19 protein-coding genes and 1 riboswitch are annotated in these 17,538 nt (G+C 60.9%); of the genes, 7 read left to right on the forward strand and 12 right to left on the reverse strand.

Annotated elements, in window-relative coordinates; all coding sequences use genetic code 11:
* Nucleotide 1: 1 nt before the first annotated feature.
* From AB6803_RS02300 to oiaX, 7 genes are all read right to left on the reverse strand, one after another.
* A complete protein-coding gene (locus AB6803_RS02300; protein ID WP_371107339.1) occupies nucleotides 2-1,066 on the reverse strand; it encodes an ABC transporter permease in 1,065 nt (354 codons plus the stop codon).
* Entirely contained in the window at nucleotides 1,063-2,613 is a 1,551-nt protein-coding gene (locus tag AB6803_RS02305; protein ID WP_371107340.1) for a sugar ABC transporter ATP-binding protein, read from the reverse strand. Before AB6803_RS02305 ends, AB6803_RS02300 begins: the two co-directional genes overlap by 4 nt.
* Nucleotides 2,610-3,254, reverse strand: coding sequence for a DUF2291 family protein (locus tag AB6803_RS02310; protein ID WP_371107341.1), 645 nt, complete (start codon nucleotides 3,252-3,254; stop codon nucleotides 2,610-2,612). Before AB6803_RS02310 ends, AB6803_RS02305 begins: the two co-directional genes overlap by 4 nt.
* 78 nt (nucleotides 3,255-3,332) lie before the next feature.
* Nucleotides 3,333-4,274 carry a D-ribose ABC transporter substrate-binding protein gene (locus AB6803_RS02315; RefSeq protein WP_371107342.1) on the reverse strand — a complete coding sequence of 314 codons (942 nt, stop codon included), beginning with the start codon at nucleotides 4,272-4,274 and terminating at the stop codon, nucleotides 3,333-3,335.
* Nucleotides 4,275-4,351: 77 nt separating this feature from the next.
* Entirely contained in the window at nucleotides 4,352-5,179 is an 828-nt protein-coding gene (locus AB6803_RS02320) for a phosphogluconate dehydrogenase C-terminal domain-containing protein (protein WP_371107343.1), read from the reverse strand.
* A gap of 96 nt (nucleotides 5,180-5,275) precedes the next feature.
* Complete coding sequence (locus AB6803_RS02325; RefSeq protein ID WP_371107344.1) at nucleotides 5,276-6,610, reverse strand: four-carbon acid sugar kinase family protein; 1,335 nt, start codon at nucleotides 6,608-6,610, stop codon at nucleotides 5,276-5,278.
* A gap of 5 nt (nucleotides 6,611-6,615) precedes the next feature.
* Nucleotides 6,616-7,875 (reverse strand): 3-oxo-isoapionate-4-phosphate decarboxylase OiaX, encoded by a 1,260-nt coding sequence (gene oiaX, locus AB6803_RS02330; RefSeq protein WP_371107345.1) that lies wholly within the window; start codon nucleotides 7,873-7,875, stop codon nucleotides 6,616-6,618.
* 183 nt (nucleotides 7,876-8,058) lie between these two features.
* On the opposite strand from oiaX, the gene AB6803_RS02335 reads away from it, so the two are divergent.
* The 3 genes from AB6803_RS02335 to AB6803_RS02345 all read left to right on the forward strand — a co-directional run bounded on the left by AB6803_RS02335 (nucleotide 8,059) and on the right by AB6803_RS02345 (nucleotide 10,103).
* Nucleotides 8,059-8,763: a transcriptional regulator NanR gene (locus tag AB6803_RS02335; protein WP_371107346.1), complete on the forward strand. Its 705-nt coding sequence runs from the start codon at nucleotides 8,059-8,061 to the stop codon at nucleotides 8,761-8,763.
* A gap of 156 nt (nucleotides 8,764-8,919) precedes the next feature.
* A complete protein-coding gene (locus AB6803_RS02340; protein WP_371107347.1) occupies nucleotides 8,920-9,132 on the forward strand; it encodes a hypothetical protein in 213 nt (70 codons plus the stop codon).
* 98 nt (nucleotides 9,133-9,230) lie between these two features.
* Nucleotides 9,231-10,103, forward strand: a complete 873-nt coding sequence (locus AB6803_RS02345) for an undecaprenyl-diphosphate phosphatase (RefSeq protein ID WP_353619532.1) — start codon at nucleotides 9,231-9,233, stop codon at nucleotides 10,101-10,103.
* A gap of 12 nt (nucleotides 10,104-10,115) precedes the next feature.
* On the opposite strand, the gene AB6803_RS02350 is transcribed toward AB6803_RS02345, so the two are convergent.
* Nucleotides 10,116-11,330: a polyhydroxyalkanoate depolymerase gene (locus AB6803_RS02350; protein ID WP_371107348.1), complete on the reverse strand. Its 1,215-nt coding sequence runs from the start codon at nucleotides 11,328-11,330 to the stop codon at nucleotides 10,116-10,118.
* Nucleotides 11,331-11,451: 121 nt separating this feature from the next.
* On the opposite strand from AB6803_RS02350, the gene AB6803_RS02355 reads away from it, so the two are divergent.
* On the forward strand, nucleotides 11,452-12,105 hold the full coding sequence (locus AB6803_RS02355; RefSeq protein ID WP_371107697.1) for a glutathione S-transferase: 654 nt from the start codon (nucleotides 11,452-11,454) through the stop codon (nucleotides 12,103-12,105).
* A gap of 103 nt (nucleotides 12,106-12,208) precedes the next feature.
* Nucleotides 12,209-12,421 (forward strand): alkylphosphonate utilization protein, encoded by a 213-nt coding sequence (locus tag AB6803_RS02360; protein WP_371107349.1) that lies wholly within the window; start codon nucleotides 12,209-12,211, stop codon nucleotides 12,419-12,421.
* 73 nt (nucleotides 12,422-12,494) lie between these two features.
* Here the strand turns inward: AB6803_RS02360 and AB6803_RS02365 are convergent, their stop codons facing one another.
* The 4 genes from AB6803_RS02365 to thiM are packed head-to-tail and all read right to left on the reverse strand — an operon-like array spanning nucleotide 12,495 to nucleotide 15,509.
* Nucleotides 12,495-13,259, reverse strand: a complete 765-nt coding sequence (locus AB6803_RS02365; RefSeq protein ID WP_371107350.1) for a 3-oxoacyl-ACP reductase — start codon at nucleotides 13,257-13,259, stop codon at nucleotides 12,495-12,497.
* Nucleotides 13,256-14,077 carry a bifunctional hydroxymethylpyrimidine kinase/phosphomethylpyrimidine kinase gene (gene thiD, locus AB6803_RS02370; protein WP_371107351.1) on the reverse strand — a complete coding sequence of 274 codons (822 nt, stop codon included), beginning with the start codon at nucleotides 14,075-14,077 and terminating at the stop codon, nucleotides 13,256-13,258. Before thiD ends, AB6803_RS02365 begins: the two co-directional genes overlap by 4 nt.
* Nucleotides 14,074-14,709, reverse strand: coding sequence for a thiamine phosphate synthase (thiE, locus tag AB6803_RS02375; RefSeq protein ID WP_371107352.1), 636 nt, complete (start codon nucleotides 14,707-14,709; stop codon nucleotides 14,074-14,076). Before thiE ends, thiD begins: the two co-directional genes overlap by 4 nt.
* Nucleotides 14,706-15,509 (reverse strand): hydroxyethylthiazole kinase, encoded by an 804-nt coding sequence (thiM, locus tag AB6803_RS02380; RefSeq protein WP_371107353.1) that lies wholly within the window; start codon nucleotides 15,507-15,509, stop codon nucleotides 14,706-14,708. Before thiM ends, thiE begins: the two co-directional genes overlap by 4 nt.
* 50 nt (nucleotides 15,510-15,559) lie before the next feature.
* Nucleotides 15,560-15,655: riboswitch (TPP riboswitch) on the reverse strand.
* A 244-nt stretch (nucleotides 15,656-15,899) separates the two neighbouring features.
* Here thiM and AB6803_RS02385 point away from each other — a divergent pair.
* Nucleotides 15,900-16,046 (forward strand): DUF1127 domain-containing protein, encoded by a 147-nt coding sequence (locus AB6803_RS02385; RefSeq protein WP_007697761.1) that lies wholly within the window; start codon nucleotides 15,900-15,902, stop codon nucleotides 16,044-16,046.
* Nucleotides 16,047-16,627: 581 nt separating this feature from the next.
* On the forward strand, nucleotides 16,628-17,503 hold the full coding sequence (yghU, locus tag AB6803_RS02390; RefSeq protein WP_371107354.1) for a glutathione-dependent disulfide-bond oxidoreductase: 876 nt from the start codon (nucleotides 16,628-16,630) through the stop codon (nucleotides 17,501-17,503).
* Nucleotides 17,504-17,538 lie beyond the last annotated feature (35 nt).

Here is a 17,538-nt window from a genome sequence, read left to right on the forward strand (position 1 = left end):
TTCAACCTGCCTTTGCCATTTGCATGAGCGTCACGCGCTGCTGCAGGCGGCGCTGCGCCTGGTCGACGACCACGGCGATGATGATGACCAGCCCCTTGATGACCATCTGCCAGAAGGACGAAACACCCATCATCACCAGGCCATCGGAGAGGATACCGATGACGAAGGCGCCGATGATCGTACCGCCGATTGTTCCGCGTCCGCCCGACATCGAGGTGCCGCCGAGGACGGCCGCTGCGATGGCGTTGAGTTCGAAGCTCTCGCCGGTCGCCGGGTGCGCGGCCATCAGCTCCGACGAAATGATGATGCCGACAATCGCCGCACACAGGCCTGAGAACATATAGACGAAGATCTTCACAACATCGACGCGGATACCCGACATGCGCGCGGCGCGCTCATTGCCGCCGACGGCGAAGATGTGCCGGCCGATCGGCGTCGAGCGGGAGACATAGGCGGCGATCAGCGCGAGAACGATGAGGATCCAGATGGAAACGGGGAGGCCGAGCAGCCTGCCGGCGCCGAAGACGTCGAAGCCGGTCGTGTCGAATTCCGGCCTGCCGACCAGGTTCGGAAAGGTCTGGCCGTCCGAGGACAACAGCGCGAGGCCGCGAGCAACGTAGAGCGTGCCGAGCGTCGCGATGAAGGGCGCGACGTTGAGCTTGGTGATCAGCAGCCCATTGATGAGCCCGATCAGCAGTCCGACGGCGAGGGTGATCAGGATGATCTCGTATATGTTGAAATAGACGGTGTATCCGATCGGCAACGCGACGCCGTTGAGGATCAGGGCGCCCGCCACCATGCCGCACAGGCCGACGATGGAGCCGACCGAGAGGTCGATGCCGCCGGTGATGATGACGAAGGTCATGCCCATCGCCAGGAAGGCGTTGAGCGCAACGTGCTTCGACATCAGGATCATGTTGGCCGTCGACGTGAAGTTCGGCGCGAAGATGGCGAAGAAGATGATGACGGCAAAGAGCGCGATGAAGGTTCTGAGTTTCATCAAGGTCAGCAGCGCAGAGCCGTTCGACCGCTTGGCCGCAAAAGAAGTGGAGGTATCTGCCGTCATGACGCGAGTTCCCTTGTATGTCCGTGTCCCTTGGCCGAAGCGGCGATGATGGCTTCTTCCGTGGCTTCGTTCCTGTCGAAGACGGCGACCAGCTTGCCGTTGCTCAAGACGGCGATGCGGTCGGAAAGCGCCATGACCTCTTCAAGGTCCGAGGTTGAAAACAGGATTGCCAGACCCTTGCCGGCAAGCCGGCGCATGGTGCGGAAGACATCGGCTTTGGCGCCGACATCGATGCCCCTGCTCGGCTCGTCCATCAGAAGAACCTTGGGGTCGGTCATCAGCGCCTTGCCGATGACGACCTTCTGCTGGTTGCCGCCGGACATCGATGTCACCTCGAAGTCCGGATTGGGCGCCTTGATCGACAGGTCGCGGATCATGTCGCGCGTGGCCTGCTTTTCGGCACCGGCATCGATGTGAAAGAAGCGGGCGAAGCGCCCGAGGCTGGCGAGCGTCAGGTTGCTGGCGATGGAGAGCACCTGCACCAGCCCCTCGCGCTGCCGGTCCTCCGGTATCAGCGCCAGACCGCGCCGGATCCGCCGGGTGGTGTCGCGTTCGCGAACCTCGACGCCGTCGATGAAGATCTTGCCGGTCGAATGCATGTGGCGGCCCATGACGCATTCGAAGAACTCGCTGCGGCCAGCGCCCATCAAGCCGTAAATGCCGAGGATCTCGCCGGCGCGAACGGAGAGCGAGACATGGTCGACGGCAAGGCCGCCGGTCGAGCGCGGCAGGCTGATCTCTTCAGCACGGAACGCTTCCTTGCCGATTGCGTGGCCGCCGTCCTTGGCGAAATCCTTGGCGTCCGATCCGATCATCGACCGGACAATCCATTTCGTATCGATATCGCGAACCATTGCCTGGCCGGTGATCTGCCCGTCGCGCAGCACGGTGATGTAATCGCCGATCCGCATCAGCTCTTCGAGCCGGTGCGAGATGTAGACGATCGCCACACCTTGCGCCTTCAGCTCGGCGATCACCTTGAACAGGATGTCGACTTCCGCCGCAGACAGCGCCGATGTCGGCTCGTCCATGATCAGGATGCGGGCGTTGAGCGAGATCGCTTTGGCGATTTCGACAAGCTGCTGCTGCCCGATCGGCAGATCCTCGATCATGGTTTCGGCATTTATGCCCGCGTCCAGTCTTTTCAGGAACTCATTGGACTTGGCAATCTGCGCCTTGTGGTCGATGCCGAAGATGCCGCGCTTGATTTCGCGCGTCGCAAAAATGTTTTCGGCAACCGACATGTTGGCGAACAGGTTGAGCTCCTGGAAAATCATGCCGATGCCGCGTGCTTGTGCGGCCGCCGGGCTGTCGAAATGAACGGCTTCGCCTTCGAGGACGATGCGGCCGAGGGTGGGGCGCTCGACGCCGGCGATGATCTTCATCAGCGTCGATTTGCCGGCGCCGTTTTCACCGACGAGCACGTTGACCGCGCCGCGCCGCAGCTCGAGATTGGCGCGCTTGACTGCTACGATGCCCGAATAGACCTTCGATACGTCTTCCAGGCGAAGGATGATGTCGTCCTCTGTCATGTCACTCATGCTCATTGCCCCAACGCCAGCGCCGAGGGGGTAATCAGAGGAAGCTGGCCGGATGCGGGCAGCGGATACGCACCGGTCACCGTGACGGTCTTGCCCACAAGGCCATCGCGTGGCAAGGCCGCGAGGAAGGACGTGTTTGCCTTCTCATTGAACGCCTTGCCGAACTGCGCCCATTCGATCTGGTTTCTGAATTCATTGAAGTCGAGGAAACCCAGTGCGTCGCGCAAGGCTGTACCACGGACGGCTGGGCCGATCTGCACTTTTGCGTCCGCCTTGCCGTCGCCATCCACATCGACGTCGAGGGTCCCGGCGCGAGAGGCCGTATCCGCGGCGACGATCTTGCCGCTAAGCTTGACCGCATAGGTCCAGGGCGATGAAGTCTGCTTGCGCGGATTTCCGTATTTTGCGCCGGCCTCGTCCGGGTTCGATGCGACTGCCTGCAACACCGTCTTGAAGTCGCCCGCGCGCTTCTCAAGGTCCGGAAGCACTTGCGACTGCCAGATCGCCTCGACCCTGGTCGCGGGATCGAAGGCGGTCTTTGCCGCCTCCGCCGCCTTTTCTTCGGCCGTCGGTGTTTTAATGATCTTGCAGCCAGGCAGCGCTGCGACCAGCATGACGGCCACGACCGCGCCTCTGATCCTCAACATGCAATGCACCTCTATCTCACGAGAAACATATCCGGAGAGCGTGGGGTTTCCACGCTCTCCGTGGTGCTCAGTCCGCCATCAGTTCTTCAGTGCGAAGGTCTCAAGCTTGTCGGCATTGTCCGCATTGATGAGGACGCAATCCATCAATTGCTTCTCGTCTTTCGGCACGGTCTTGTTCTTGATGTAGGCGTCGGCCTGTACAACTGCGATCTGGGCCTGGGCATAGGCCGGCTGCATCACAGTCGCCTTGATGCCGCCCGCCTTGATCGAGTCGCGCACGTCATTGGAGCCGTCGAAGCCGACGACGATCACGTCCTTGCGGCCGGCGGCCTGAAGGGCAGCAATCGCGCCCATCGCCATAGTGTCGTTGCCCGAGATCACGCCCTTGATATCAGGGTTCGCCTGCAGGATGGTCTCCATCTTCGCATAGGCTTCGGTCTGGCTCCAGTTCGCCGATTGCTTGGCGACCAGCTTCAGGTCCGGGTAGTCGTCGATGACGTCGTGATAGCCCTGCGAACGGATACCGGCATTGGTATCGGCTTCACGGCCGACGAGTTCGGCATAGTTGCCCTTCTCGCCCATCAGCTTGACGAACTGCTGCGCGCCGAGCTGTGCGCCCTGGTAGTTGTTGGAAACGATCTGGGCGACGGCGATACCGGTGACGTTGATTTCGCGGTCGATGAGGAAGGAGGGGATGCCGGCATCCTTGGCCTTCTTGATGGCGGCAACAGTTGCATCGGCGCCGGCATTGTCGAGAATGATCGCCTTGGCGCCGCGGCCGATCGCTGTGTCGATCACTTCGGACTGCTTATTGGCATCATCGTCATGGGACATGACGAGCGTGTCGTAACCCAGCTCCTTCGCCTTGGCTTCGGCGCCGACGGCTTCGGCCTTGAAGAATGGATTGTCGAAGGCCGGTGTGATGATGGCGATCAGATCCGCCGAGAAGGCAGGTGCGGCGGTGCCCAGGGCAAAAACGCCGGCAAACGCCGCAAGTGTCAGTCTGCGTGTCAGTTTCATGGTTTCCTCCCAGTTATGAAACAGGCCCTGTTCCCAGCAGGGCAAAAAGGGGAGGACAAGCCCTCCCCAGGATCTCCTCAGGTAATGCGCTGGATGCTGGCTGCGATTTCCTTCGGTTCGAAAACATTCTTCCAATCGTCGCGCATCAGCGCGGGAATGCCGAATTCGATCGCCTTGTTGCAAGCGTCCGAAAACACGCCATCGACTTCCTTGAAGATGACGGCGCCGAGAACGTTCATGTGGCCGAGCAGGAAGTCGCGGGCGGCTTCTTCCGGAACTCCACGCGCAACGCATTCGTCCATGGCTTGGCGCATCACGACCAGCAGCGACGCGCAGACGGTTTCCGACAGGCCCGGCTCGAGCATGGCCATCTGTTCGACGGTGACCCTGTGTGACCGCATGACCGGCGCCCAGATGACCTTGGCGATCTCCTCTCCGAGCGCATAGGCGCTTTCCGGCCCCTGCATCAGCGCCGAAACAATATGCTGTTTGGCGAACAGGCCACCGAAGTGATCCTTCTTCGCCTGCATCTCAGTTTCGTCATTGAAAATAGGAGGATGGCAGGGATGGGTGACAAAATAGGTGAGGTTATCGCGCTTCGGCAGGTGACCGGCGAAGGGTGCGGCCGCGTCGAGCGCGACGACCATCGTTCCCGGCTTCAACTTGTCGACGATGCCGGCGGCAACCTTGCCGATGGCGGTGTCCGGAACGGCGAGAATGACGACTTCGGCGTCGTTGAGTGCCTCGTCCGCCGGAACGCAGGACAGATTGAGATCGTTCTTCAACCGCGCCTTGCCGGCATCGCTGACCTCGACATGACGGACATCGAAGCGTGAACCTTTCAGGTTCTTAGCAAGCCGATATCCCATTTTTCCGCCGGCGCCGAAAAGAGCAATTACAGTCATGTTTTCTACCTCGTCCATTTTCAAATCGTGGTATCGCAAGTGGTATGATGAGTCAATGATCATTCCATTCGCCAAGCAGCGGTATCTGGTGTTTTGCTAGGCTTTTCGTCCGTCTCGAATTTGGGAGAAATAATCGTCGGTGCCGACCTGGCCGCCCTTCAGCGCGATCTGCAGCCCGTTGGTCGGTGTATAGCCGCCATGGGCAAGGCAAAGCGGTGATCCCGGGGTCTGGGGCAGCGGGAGCAGCGTCGTCAGGGCCTCCACACGCAGTTCCTTCAGCGCGTGGCTCGATGTGTCGCCACCGGCAATGACCGCGCGGGGGAGCCGTTCTGCCTCGACGATACGCCGCAGGATGATGCCGAGAGCCTGTCCAAGCCGATGCCGGGCGCCAGGAATGCGGTCGATATCGCCGCCACGATCGGCCGAGGGGCCGAGCGCCGTATGCAGGATAACGCTGCGGCCCGCCTTCAGGCTGGCGATGCCGGCGTTGATCGCATCCTCGATCGCGCGATCGGCGCTTTCGCCAACCAGCGCCAGGGGATCGACAGCAACGCCGTCAAAACCATCGGCCACGGCCTGTCGTATCTGCCGTTCAGTCGTCGGGGAAACGCTGCCGGACACCACCGCGAGGCGTCCAACCTTTCCCGGCTGGGCAAAATCCGGTCGTTCGCCGATCAGCCCCTTGTCGCGCCATGCATTGAGCAGCGCATATTCCACGCCGGAGGAGCCGGCGACGAAGAAGCCGTTGTTGGTCTTCAGACGCCAAAGCTGCTGTCCCGCAGCGGCCTGCGTTTCCGGACTATCGACATCCATGAACAGGATGCCGGAGGCCTTGGCGGCCAGTGCGTCAAGCTGCTGGTCGGCATTATCAGCCGATAGAGTTACCAGATCGGCGAGGCTGACGGGCAGGGATGTCTGCTTGCCGAGATGTAGCGCCAGATCGGCTTCATCCATCGGCGTCACCGGATGGCGGCTCATGACTGGATGGCGGTCGATGCGGAAGACCTGGCCCTGATAGGCCGCAAACAGATGGCCGAAGGCGGTGTAGCGCCTGAGCTGCGGCGCGCCCACCACGACCGGCACGAAGGGCTGCTCAAACAGCTCCTTGCCGATCTCGATCGCCTTGCCGATATTGCCGATCCGCGGGCTGGAATCGAAGGTGGAGCAGACCTTGTAATGGCATATCGCTGCCCCGAGGCCCTTCAGCCACTCGAATGTCGGCACGAGATGCTGCTGCATCCATTCCGGGGTCTCGCTGCGGCTTGTTCCGGCAATGCCGATCGCCCGGCATTCCTTGAAGCGATCCAGCATCTCCGCGCTGGGAATGCCTAGGAAGAGCACGGTCGGAACGCCATTCGATGCCAAGGCTTCCATCACGTCGGTGGAGCCGGTGAAATCGTCGCCGTAATAGCTGAGAAGTAGACTGCCCATCGCCACTATGCGCCCTTGCCGTCGCTGAACTTTGCGATCGAAGCGGCGAGCTCCGGATGCTCCTTGGAATAGTCTTCGAGCGGGATATCGGCGGCTGCCGCTTCCCATGCCTGCTGGACCGCGCGAACACCGGCGGCCGGTCCTGACGGATGGCTGACGATGCCGCCGCCGCAGAGATAAAGCAGGTCCGTGGTCCTGCCGGTCCTTTGATAGGTTTCCGGCGCCTGACCGCCCCACTGGCCGGAGCCAGCGACGGGAAGGGGGCAATCGGATGCATCGAACAACGGCGTGCTGACGGCCTTGAAGGATTCGACGAAGCTTTCGTCCGGCTCCCAATATTTGACGCGGATGCCGTTGATCTGGAATTGATCGACGCCGAGCAGCCGCCAGAATTGCTGGTAGACCTTGAAGTCCATGCCCGCGCCCGGATCGCGCGTCAGCACGTCCCAGCCATTGCGATGGGCATGCAGGACCAGGCCTGAGCGCTTGCGAAGGAAGCTCATGCCGCCGAAGCCGATGGAGTTGATGTTGACGACGGCGCAATTGCCGCCGGCCTTTAGCACGAGATCGTGGTTGCGCATCATCTCATCGGGATCGGCATGTGAAATGCCAAAGGCATACATCACCTTCTTGCCGGTCTTCTGCTCATGATCGAGGATTTTCGGCATGATCGCCGCGACGCGCTCCTTGAGCGGCGAGTAGGCGGGGCTCATGAGCTTCTCGTCGTCCTTGATGAAGTCGACGCCGGAGCTGATGAGTTCGCCGACCAGTTCGGCGGTTTCGGCAGGGCGAAGGCCGAGTGCCGGCTTGACGATCGTGCCGATGATCGGACGCCCCTCGACCCCGGTCAGGCGCTTGCTGCCGGCAACACCGAATTGCGGGCCGGGATGCGCGCCGCGAAAAGCGTCGGGCAGCTTCATGTCGACGATGCGGATGCCGGTCATGCCCTTGATCGAAAAGACGCCGCCGATCGCGATCGTCATCAGCGCCGAGAGGTCGGTGCCGATCGCATCGAGCGGAAAGGTGATGTCGACATCGGCGCGGCGAAGCGCGCCGTGGCCATCGGCGACCTCAGGCCATGTCGGTCGCTTCGCATCCTCAAGCTGGCGGATGCCCAGGACCCTTGCCGCTACCCGTGACTTCAGCTCTTCCGTCTCGCCGGGAACTGGCACGAACGTGCCCGTTGACTGGTCGCTGGCGATCTTGTCGGCCATGGCCTCGATGCTGCCAGGCGTTTCGATGCGGTAGGTGATGGTTATGCTCATGAAGTGCCGGCTGCTCCTCTCGCCAACGATTTTGTCGTGGCGTCAACTTGTGATCTGGTATAATGAGTATTCCAACTTGTGCAACGATTTTTTTGTTTAGGAGCGGTCGGCCGTTCTGAACGGGCTTTCTCGACTCCATTAGACGCGGCATAAGGGAGGAAAGCTTTGAGCCAGCGAGATGTCATGAGCCAACCAATCGAACAGATCGTCCGTCGGAAGCTGTCTGACGAGGTATTCGACCGGCTAGAGCGGTTGATTACATCGGGGGAACTGAAGCCCGGCGATGAAATGCCGTCCGAGCGCGTGCTGATGGAGCGCTTCGGCGTCGGTCGTCCGGCGATCCGCGAGGCGATGCAGTCTCTCGCCAATATGGGATTGGTGAACATCTCGCATGGTGAACGGGCGAAGGTGCTTCAGCTCACCGCGAAATCGATCTTCCGGCAGGTCGATCTGACCGCGAAGATCATGCTGTCCCAGTCTTCGGACTCTCTCGAGCATCTGAAAAGCGCGCGTATATTCTTCGAACGCGGCATGGCCCGCGAGGCCGCTCAGCGCGCGACTGAAAAAGATATCGCGGATCTCAAGGATATCATCGAACGGCAGCGCCAGTCCCTGGGGCGTGCCGAGGAGTTTATTTCGGCTGACATGCAGTTTCACACACGCATCGCGCAGATTTCTGGAAACCCGATCTTCGCCGCTGTCAGCGAGGCGATGCTGGCCTGGCTCAAGACCTACCATACGGATCTGCTCATCTGGACTGGCAAGGAAAAGTTCACGCTCGTTGAGCATGAGGAAATATTGGAGCAGCTTTCCGCCCATGACGCCGATGGCGCCGAAGCGGCCGTGATGAAGCATCTGGAAAGGTCGCGGGCGCTCTACAGCAAATAGCGAATGCTTCTTCCTTTCGCGTTGCACTCCTCCCCGACGCTCGTTTTTCAGCGCCGGTTCATTTTCATATCATACCTCATGAGTCCGGCCGCCCCAGCCTGTCCAAATTCGTCTGCAATTTGGCTGCTACGCAGACATCGGAGAAAGAGGTGTGTGATGGTTAGATTCATTCATCGGAACATGGCGCTCGTGGTGGCGCCGATCATGACGGCAATTGCCATCGTGTCGTACAATGTGCTGAGTCTTTTGATGAGGCATCACCACACAGCAAGGCACGACATCGACCACGTTGTCGGCGCACTCTTTGTCTTCGGCGCCTTCTACGCCGTGATTCGTTACATGCAGGCTTTGCCTGACGAAGACGAATAGAATTCAAAAGATCGCCGGAGCGGGGCCTCATCACAAACCGATATATATTGCGCCGTTCAGGCCACGCGGCCTGAACGGATAACCGAGGATGTTGATACGTGGCTGATGTTTGTACGCAGGGTGTGGACACGGGCTTTGTTGCCCTGGGTTATGCCAAGATCGCACTTCTTGGTGTTGTGCAGGGTCTGACCGAGCTGCTGCCGGTTTCCTCCACAGCCCATATGCGGCTTGTGCCGGCTTTGCTCGGCTGGCAGGATCCGGGTTCGGCATTCTCGGCGGCGATGCAGCTCGCAGCACTCGCCGCGATTATCTCCTATTTTTGGAGCGACGTTCGCTATGTTGCCTTCGGATCGGTCGACGCGATCCGGCAGAGGGATTGGCGGTCGCCCGCCATACGGCTTGCGATTGCCATCATCATCGCGACGATCCCGATCGGCATCGCCGGCTTGCTGCTATCGTCGTCCCTGAATGCCTGCGGCACCTCCCTCCGCAGCCTCTGGGTCATCGGCATCGCCTGCCTCGTCATGGGCCTTCTCCTGGCGGCAGCCGAACTCTACAGCCGGCACAGGAAGGACATGGAGCAAATGACCTTGCTCGATGCACTGTTTGTCGGCATCACCCAGGTCGGCGCTCTCATTCCCGGCGTATCGCGGTCCGGCTCGACGCTGACCGGAGCGTTGTTTCTTGGTTTGAAGCGCGACGAGGCCGCCCGGTTCTCTTTTCTCCTCGGGCTGCCGGCAATCGCCTTGGCCGGACTGAAGGAGCTGTTGACCCTTTATAAGGCGCATATTCCGATGGAGGCATGGTCGGTGCTGATCGTCGGGCTGATCGTAGGCTGCATCTCGTCCTTCGTGGCGATCTGGGGACTGATGCGCTTCCTGGAGCGGTTCTCCACGTGGCCCTTCGTGATTTATCGCGTCGTGCTGGGCGTTGTCATCCTCTTTGGCGTGTTCGCCTTGGGCTGGAGTTAAGCGGCCGGCGCGCTACTCCATCGCCAGGATCATGTTGCGCACCACCGGGTAGATCTCCGTCTCCCAGCGCCGGCCGTTGAAGACGCCGTAGTGGCCGACATTGGCCTGCAGATGGTGGCGTTTCAAATGCGGACGAAGCGAACGACAGAGATCATGAGCGGCCGAGGTCTGGCCCAGGGCACAGATATCGTCTCGCCCACCCTCGACAGTCAGGAGCGCCGTGTTGCGGATCTGGCCGGGATCCACCTTGCAGCCGTGATGGGTGAAGTCACCCGTCGCCAGCTCGGCTTTCTGGAAGACGCGCTCGATGGTCTCGATGTAGAATTCCTCGGTCAGATCGAGCACGGCGAAATATTCGTCGTAGAAGCTCTTGATCTTGCCGGCCTCAATGGTCTCGCCGTTGGCCAGATGATCATAGAGCTTGCGATGGGCGTCCTGATGACGCTGCATGTTCATGGTCATAAAGGCGACGAGCTGCAGGAAACCTGGATAGACGCGCCGCCCCGCGCCTTGGTAGCGCCAGGGAACATCGCTGATCAGCGAATTCTCGAACCAGGCGAGCGACTTCGATACGGCTAGTTCGTTGACCTCGGTCGGGCTTTCGCGCGGGTCGATGGGGCCGGCCATTAGCGTCATGGTTCGCGGGGTGGCCGGATGCCGATCTTCCGACATCACCGCAACGGCCGCCAATACCTGCACGCAGGGCTGACAGACGGCAAGAACGTGGCCGCCCGGGCCGATCTCCTCCAGGAAGCGGATGACATAGTCCACGTAGTCGTCGATGCCGAAGCGCCCGGCGGAAAGCGGCACGTCGCGGGCGTTGGCCCAATCGGTGATATAGACGTCGTGATCGCGCAGCAGTGTTTGCACCGTGCCGCGCAGGAGCGTGGCGAAATGGCCGGACAGGGGCGCCACGACAAGGATTTTCGGCCGTGGCATATCGATATCGGCGGCAAAGCGCAGGAGTTTGCCGAAGGGCTTGTCGAGCACGGTCTCGACTGTGATCGGAACATCGCGGTTGCCGATCATGACTGAGCGGATGGCAAAATCGGGTCGCTCGTGGGTAATTTCGAAACGGGAGATCATCTCGAGCGCTGCGGAAAAATGCCGCGCAATATCCCCGGCGGGTCCCCAGAGTGCCGCCGCGGAAAAGCTCTGCAGGCGCCGGGCCAGATCGCGCAGCGGCGCAATGAGGTCGTCCTGGAACTGGTAGGCCTGATAGAGCATGACCAATATCTCCCGCGCCGCCGCGGGGTGCCGCGGTGCAAAAAAACTAGTGCAATATGTTCCGCGATGCGAGAAGATTGTCAGCGGACCAGCTTTTTTGTCCGACGGGGATTTGAGCGCGATGGTGAAGGCGACACTGACGATTTCCTCGAAGAACTATTCTTCCTGGTCGCTGCGCGGCTGGCTGTTGTGCCGTATGGCAGGGCTGGATTTCGCCGAGGTGCTGGTGGAACTAGACGACGAGGCACGCCAGGAACTGCTGCTGTTGTCACCCTCGGTGCTGGTGCCGAGGCTGACCAACAAAGACGCGATCGTGTGGGACACGCTGGCAATCGCCGAATATCTGAACGAGATTGCACCAAAGGCTGGGCTCTGGCCCGCCGATCGGGCCGCCCGTGCCCGCTGTCGGTCGGTCTCGGGTGAGATGCATTCGGGCTTTCACAATCTGCGCTCGGCGTTGCCGATGAACCTCAAGGCGCGGCATGCGAGCTTCAAGATATTTTCCGGCGCGCGGCCCGATGTTGAGCGTGTGAAGGCTATCTGGACCGAGTGCCTGGATACAGGCGGCGGGCCTTGGCTGTTCGGTGCTACGCCGACGGTAGCCGATGCGATGTATGCGCCGGTCTGCACCCGCTTCCGAACCTATGCGGTGGAGTTGGAGCCGAAGCTTGCGGCCTATGTGGAGACGGTGCTCGCCTGGCCTTTGATGCGCGAATGGACTGAAGGGGCCATGGCCGAACCGGACGAAATTGTTGAGCTGGAAGTGGAGTTTTAACGGCTCCAGCTAGTGGTCAGATTCCATTGCTTTTGCGCTATTCGACCTGTCCGCTACCTGCTATGTCGCCCAACAGACAAGATATAGCGACGGGACCAGAACGATGGAAGTAAGAGACAGCAACGGGACAGTGCTTGCCGACGGCGACAACGTGACCCTGATCAAGGATCTGAAGGTCAAGGGGACATCCGTGACTTTGAAGCGCGGCACGCTGATCAAGGGCATCCGGCTGACAGGCAATGAAGACGAGATCGAATGCCGGGCTGAAAAGATCAAGGATCTGGTTCTCAGAACCGAGTTTCTGAAAAAGGCCTGATGTTGCGTCATTGCCGTTTTCGTAAAAACGGCAATGACTTGCAGATGACGGTAGCAGCGAAGCTTTAGCGATGCTATCCGAAGACCAACCCGCCATCCACGATAAGGTTTTGACCGGTTACCGCCCGTGCCCAGGGGCTTGCGAAGAAGAGGACGGGGTCCGCCGCCTCTTCCGGTGTCGTCACGCGACGCAGTGGCGTATTCGCCGCAATGAGATCGAACACGGCTTCCGGTGTGGCGCTGCTGGCATCGGTGGTGCGGAGCAGGCCACCCGACACCATGTTGACCGTAATGCCCTGAGGCCCGAGTTCGGCGGCCGCCGTTCGCGTCAGCGACAGCAGGGCGGCCTTGGCGGCTGTGTAATCATGATAGGGCACGACCGGGTTCTGAAAGAGGTTCGTGCCGATGGTGATGACACGGCCGAAGCCTGATCTCGCCATGGAAGGGCGTGCCGCCTGGATGAGATTGAGCGCACCCTGCAGGGCGGTGTCGAGTTGCGCGGCAATGGCCGTCCAACTCAATGCGTCGAGCTTCGAACGGGCGTCGCCGTTGAAGCTGAAATCGGCAAGCGCATTGTGGACGATCGTCGTTGGTGCGCCGAAATGCGCCGTGACTTCCTCTATCAGTCTTTTCGTTTCGTCCAGGCTGCGGATATCTGCCTGGAACGCCTGGGCATGGTCGCCAAGCCGGGCGGCAAGTGCTTCGGCAGGTTCGCGGCTGGCGCGATAATTGATGGCGACTTTGGCGCCTTCGCGGGCGAAGGCTGCTGCGATCGCCGCGCCGAAGCCTCGGCCAGCGCCGGAGACGATGACGATTTGCTGATTAAGAGGCAGGCTCATTTTGTACGTCCTTCTGTGGCTGGCCATAGCGCGTGAAAATGCTGAACCGGCCCGTGGCCACTGCCAACCGAGAGCGTTCCGGCTGCGGCGACCGCGCCGGCGAGATAGTGCTTGGCGGTGGCGACTGCTTCCGTGAGCGTGGCGCCTTTGGCGATCTCGGCGGCCAGGGCGCTGGACAGGGTGCAGCCGGTTCCGTGCGTGTTTTTGGTCGGAACGCGGCTGGCTTCGAACCAGGTCAGGCCCTCGGGGCTTGCAAGCACGTCGGGGCTCTCATCGCCATCAAGGTGGCCGCCCTTGATGAGGACGGCCAATGGCCCGAGCTTCGCCAATGCTTGAGCTTGCCGCGCCATCGCCTCGCGGTTTTCAGCGACCGGTTCGTGCAGAAGGGCCGCTGCTTCTGGCAGATTGGGTGTCAGCAGCGTTGCGAGCGGAAGGAGCCGCTGGGTCAGGACATCAACGGCATCGGCGGCGAGCAGCGCGGCACCTCCCTTGGCGATCATCACCGGGTCGAGGACGATCGGAACACCTCGATGCGGAGCGAGCGCGCCGGCGACGGCCTCGGCGATGGCCGCGTTCGCGATCATGCCGATCTTGACGGCGTCGACGCGGACATCGGCAAAGATGGCCTCGATCTGATCGGCAACGAATTGCGGCGGGACGAGGTGGACGCCGGACACACCTTGCGTGTTCTGTGCCGTCAGGGCAGTTAGCGCCGCCATGCCATAGACGCCACGCGCCGAAAATGCCTTCAGGTCCGCCTGTATGCCGGCGCCGCCGGAGGGATCCGAGCCGGCGATGGAGAGTACGTTTCGGATCATTGGCGTGCTTCCCTGATAGCTTTGGCGATCTCGGCGGCTGCGGCCTGCGGGTCCGGCGTGCCGCATATGGCTGAGACGACGGCGATCCCATCAGCACCGGCTAACAGTGCTTCGGCCGCATGCCCGGCCTTCAAGCCGCCAATCGCGACCGACGGAACGGGGCAGAGATCGATCATACTGGCAAGGCCCGAAAAGCCGATCGGTTGCTTGTGGTCAGGCTTTGTCGGCGTCGCGAAAACCGGACCGATCCCGGCATAGTCCACGAGGGCGGGATCGATAGCCGCAGCAAGTGCCTCGGTCTCCACCGATAGGCCGAGGATCATTTCCGGGCCGATCCGGCGGCGGGCGGTAAGGGCGTCCATGTCGTCCTGGCCGATATGCAGGCCGTCGGCCCCGATCGCGATTGCCGCTTCGACATCGTCATTGACGATCAGGCGTGCGCTCGTGCCCGCCAGCGCCTGCTTCAGCGCCAGACCGGTTTCGATCATGCCCGCGGTCGAGGCATGCTTGTCGCGCAGTTGCACGATGGTGGCGCCACCGGCGACTGCGGCGCGGGCGGTTTCCACCATGCCGGTATCGGCGCAGAGCACCGGATCGAGGACGAGATAGAGGGAAAGATCGAAGTGCTTCATAGCGAGGTGATCCTTGCTTCGCTGTCGACCGCCTTTTCATCAAGCGCGGTCAGCGCATCAAGGAAACGCCATGAAAACGAACCGGGTCCGTCGGCTAGGCGGCCCGCCCGTTCGCCTGCCACGGCGAAGTAGGCGAGTGCCGCCACCGTTGCGGCGAGTGGCTGATCCGGTCTTGTCGCCGCGAAGGCGCCGATGAGGCAGGTGAGCGAGCAGCCGAGCGCAGTCACCTGCGGCATGAGCGGGGAACCGCCCTCGATACGGCTTGCCTTGTTCCCGTCGGTGACGAAATCCGTGGCGCCGGTAACGGCAACGATCGATCGATGTTTTTGAGCCAGCAGGATGGCGGCTTCCTCTGCCAATTCGACTGGATCGCGGCTATCGACGCCCTGGCCACGACTGGTGCCGCCGGCAAGCGCAATGATTTCCGAGGCATTGCCGCGGATGATTGTCGGCTGCAGTTCCAGCAACTGCGCGACCGATCGGCGCCTGAAGGATGTGGCATAGTGTGCCACGGGATCGAGAATCCAAGGCTTGCCCGCCTTGTTTGCCGCCTGCGCCGCCGACATCATGCCGGCCAGCCAGCCGCTGGAAAGCGTGCCGATATTGATGGTCAAGGCGCCGGAGATTTCGGCGAACTCGCCAGCCTCTTCCTCGGCATGCACCATGGCGGGCGAGGCGCCGGCGGCGAGCATCACATTGGCCGCAATGTTCATCGCGACGAAGTTGGTAATGCATTGCACCAGCGGAGGGTTTGCCCGCATGGCGGTCAACAGGCTGCCTGGAGTGGTGTGGTTTTGCATATCGCGCCTTTCGGGCGGGGCGAGACGCAAAGGGAGGCGACGCAAACAGGCCGGGACCCCGAGCGACTCCCTCCGCCAGCATGATCTGGTTCAGGTTCAAAGGGTACTTCTCAGCCCGTCATCGACGGACGCCCCTGTCTCTCATCTCCGTCTTTCTCGCAGAGAACGATTGTGCTGTCACCAGAAAATCGTCGGGCGTATCGCAATCGGGGTGAGCTGAGGCGAGCAGCACGGCGGAGTAGCTTCGCTACCCATGCGTCGATTGCATGGGTGCAGTGATACCTTAGCTATGCAAATGCCGAAGGCTTTGCACTATATCGTACTCATCGAAGCGAACGGAGCGCCAAGCACGGCAGCTCAGCTTTGAATGCCCTAGGAAAGGGGATCATCATGAACGTAGCACGCTCTTTCAATAATTGGCTCAAGTATCGTCAGACGGTCGCCGAACTGGGCCGTATGTCCACGCGCGAACTGCATGACCTCGGCATCGGCCGCAGCGAAATCCGCAACGTCGCCCGTGCGGCCGTTGTTCGCTAACAGCGTAAAACGCTGATCTACAGTCGAAATTCTGCTGGCGCCTGCTTCTTCCCGAGCGGGCGCTTTTGTTTTGCGTGCATGCCAGGCGAAGCTCGGCCTTTCGGTTGAAGGATCTGTGGCCTAGAAGCTTCCTGCTTTTCGCATAACGCATAGCTGCCTTGCAAATAAATGCCTATGAAGTAAGCAGATCTAGTGTATAGTCATACTTATCGAAGTGATGCACCTCCTCCCGCAGAGCTTCGATGATGCAGGCGCCCTTATCCTCCTCCCAAGGTCGCCTGCGGGAACAGCAGCACTCCTCCTCCCAGCTGTTGTTCGGTTCTTTTCGAAAAGCCTGCCGCACCTCCTCCCGCGGCAGGCTTTTTCGTTTTGAGCCTGCATCAATCGTGCCGCTGCCCCGGAGCTGAGTTTCGGCAGCGGCTCGGCTGGAAAGCCACTTAGATCCTGATGCGCAATTCCTGACGCCAATGTGATCCAGCCCTCTCGTAAAAATTGATCGTGTCCCCTATGTGCGTAATGAAGAACGCGCTAGATCGGTCGGTACATCGCAGTTGTATCTGCCGAAAATCAGGAGTTTGAGCATGACCGATTCTGCCGAATACACGCCGCCGAAGATCTGGGTCTGGAACAAGGCGAACGGAGGCCAGTTTGCCAATATCAACCGCCCGATCGCCGGGCCGACGCATGAGAAGGAACTTCCGGTCGGCCGCCATCCCCTCCAGCTCTATTCGCTGGGAACGCCGAACGGGGTGAAGGTCACGATCCTTCTCGAGGAGCTATTGGCTCTCGGCCATAGCGGCGCCGAGTATGATGCGTGGCTTATCAAGATCGGCGAAGGCGACCAGTTCGGAAGCGGTTTCGTCGACGTCAATCCAAACTCCAAGATTCCGGCGCTGCTGGATCGCAGCGGTCCGACCCCGATCCGGGTCTTCGAATCCGGCTCGATCCTGACCTATCTCGCCGAGAAGTTCGGCGCCTTCCTGCCGACTGAGCAGCCGGCTCGCGCCGAATGCCTGTCGTGGCTGTTCTGGCAGATGGGAAGCGCGCCCTATCTCGGCGGCGGTTTCGGCCACTTTTACGCCTATGCGCCGACGAAGATCGAATATGCGATCGACCGCTTCGCCATGGAGGTGAAGCGCGAACTCGACGTGCTCGATCGCCGTCTGGCCGAAAGTGAATATCTTGGAGGTAAGAACTATACGATCGCCGATATCGCCGTCTGGCCTTGGTATGGCGGTTTGGTGAAGGGCTGGCAGTATGGCGCGGCCGAGTTCCTCCAAGTGCAGGACTACAAGAATGTCCAGCGCTGGGCGGAAACGATTTTTGCCCGGCCTGCTGTGAAGCGCGGACGCAAGGTCAATCGACTGTCCGGCGATCCCGCCGACCAATTGCATGAGCGCCATGACGCCAGCGATTTCGACACCAAGACCCAGGACAAGCTTACGTCTGCAGGCTAAGCAACCAGCTACTTCGCCTTTGAGCCCGTCGCCAC

The sequence above is a fragment of the Rhizobium sp. RCC_161_2 genome (assembly GCF_041355235.1).
Classification (GTDB): domain Bacteria; phylum Pseudomonadota; class Alphaproteobacteria; order Rhizobiales; family Rhizobiaceae; genus Rhizobium.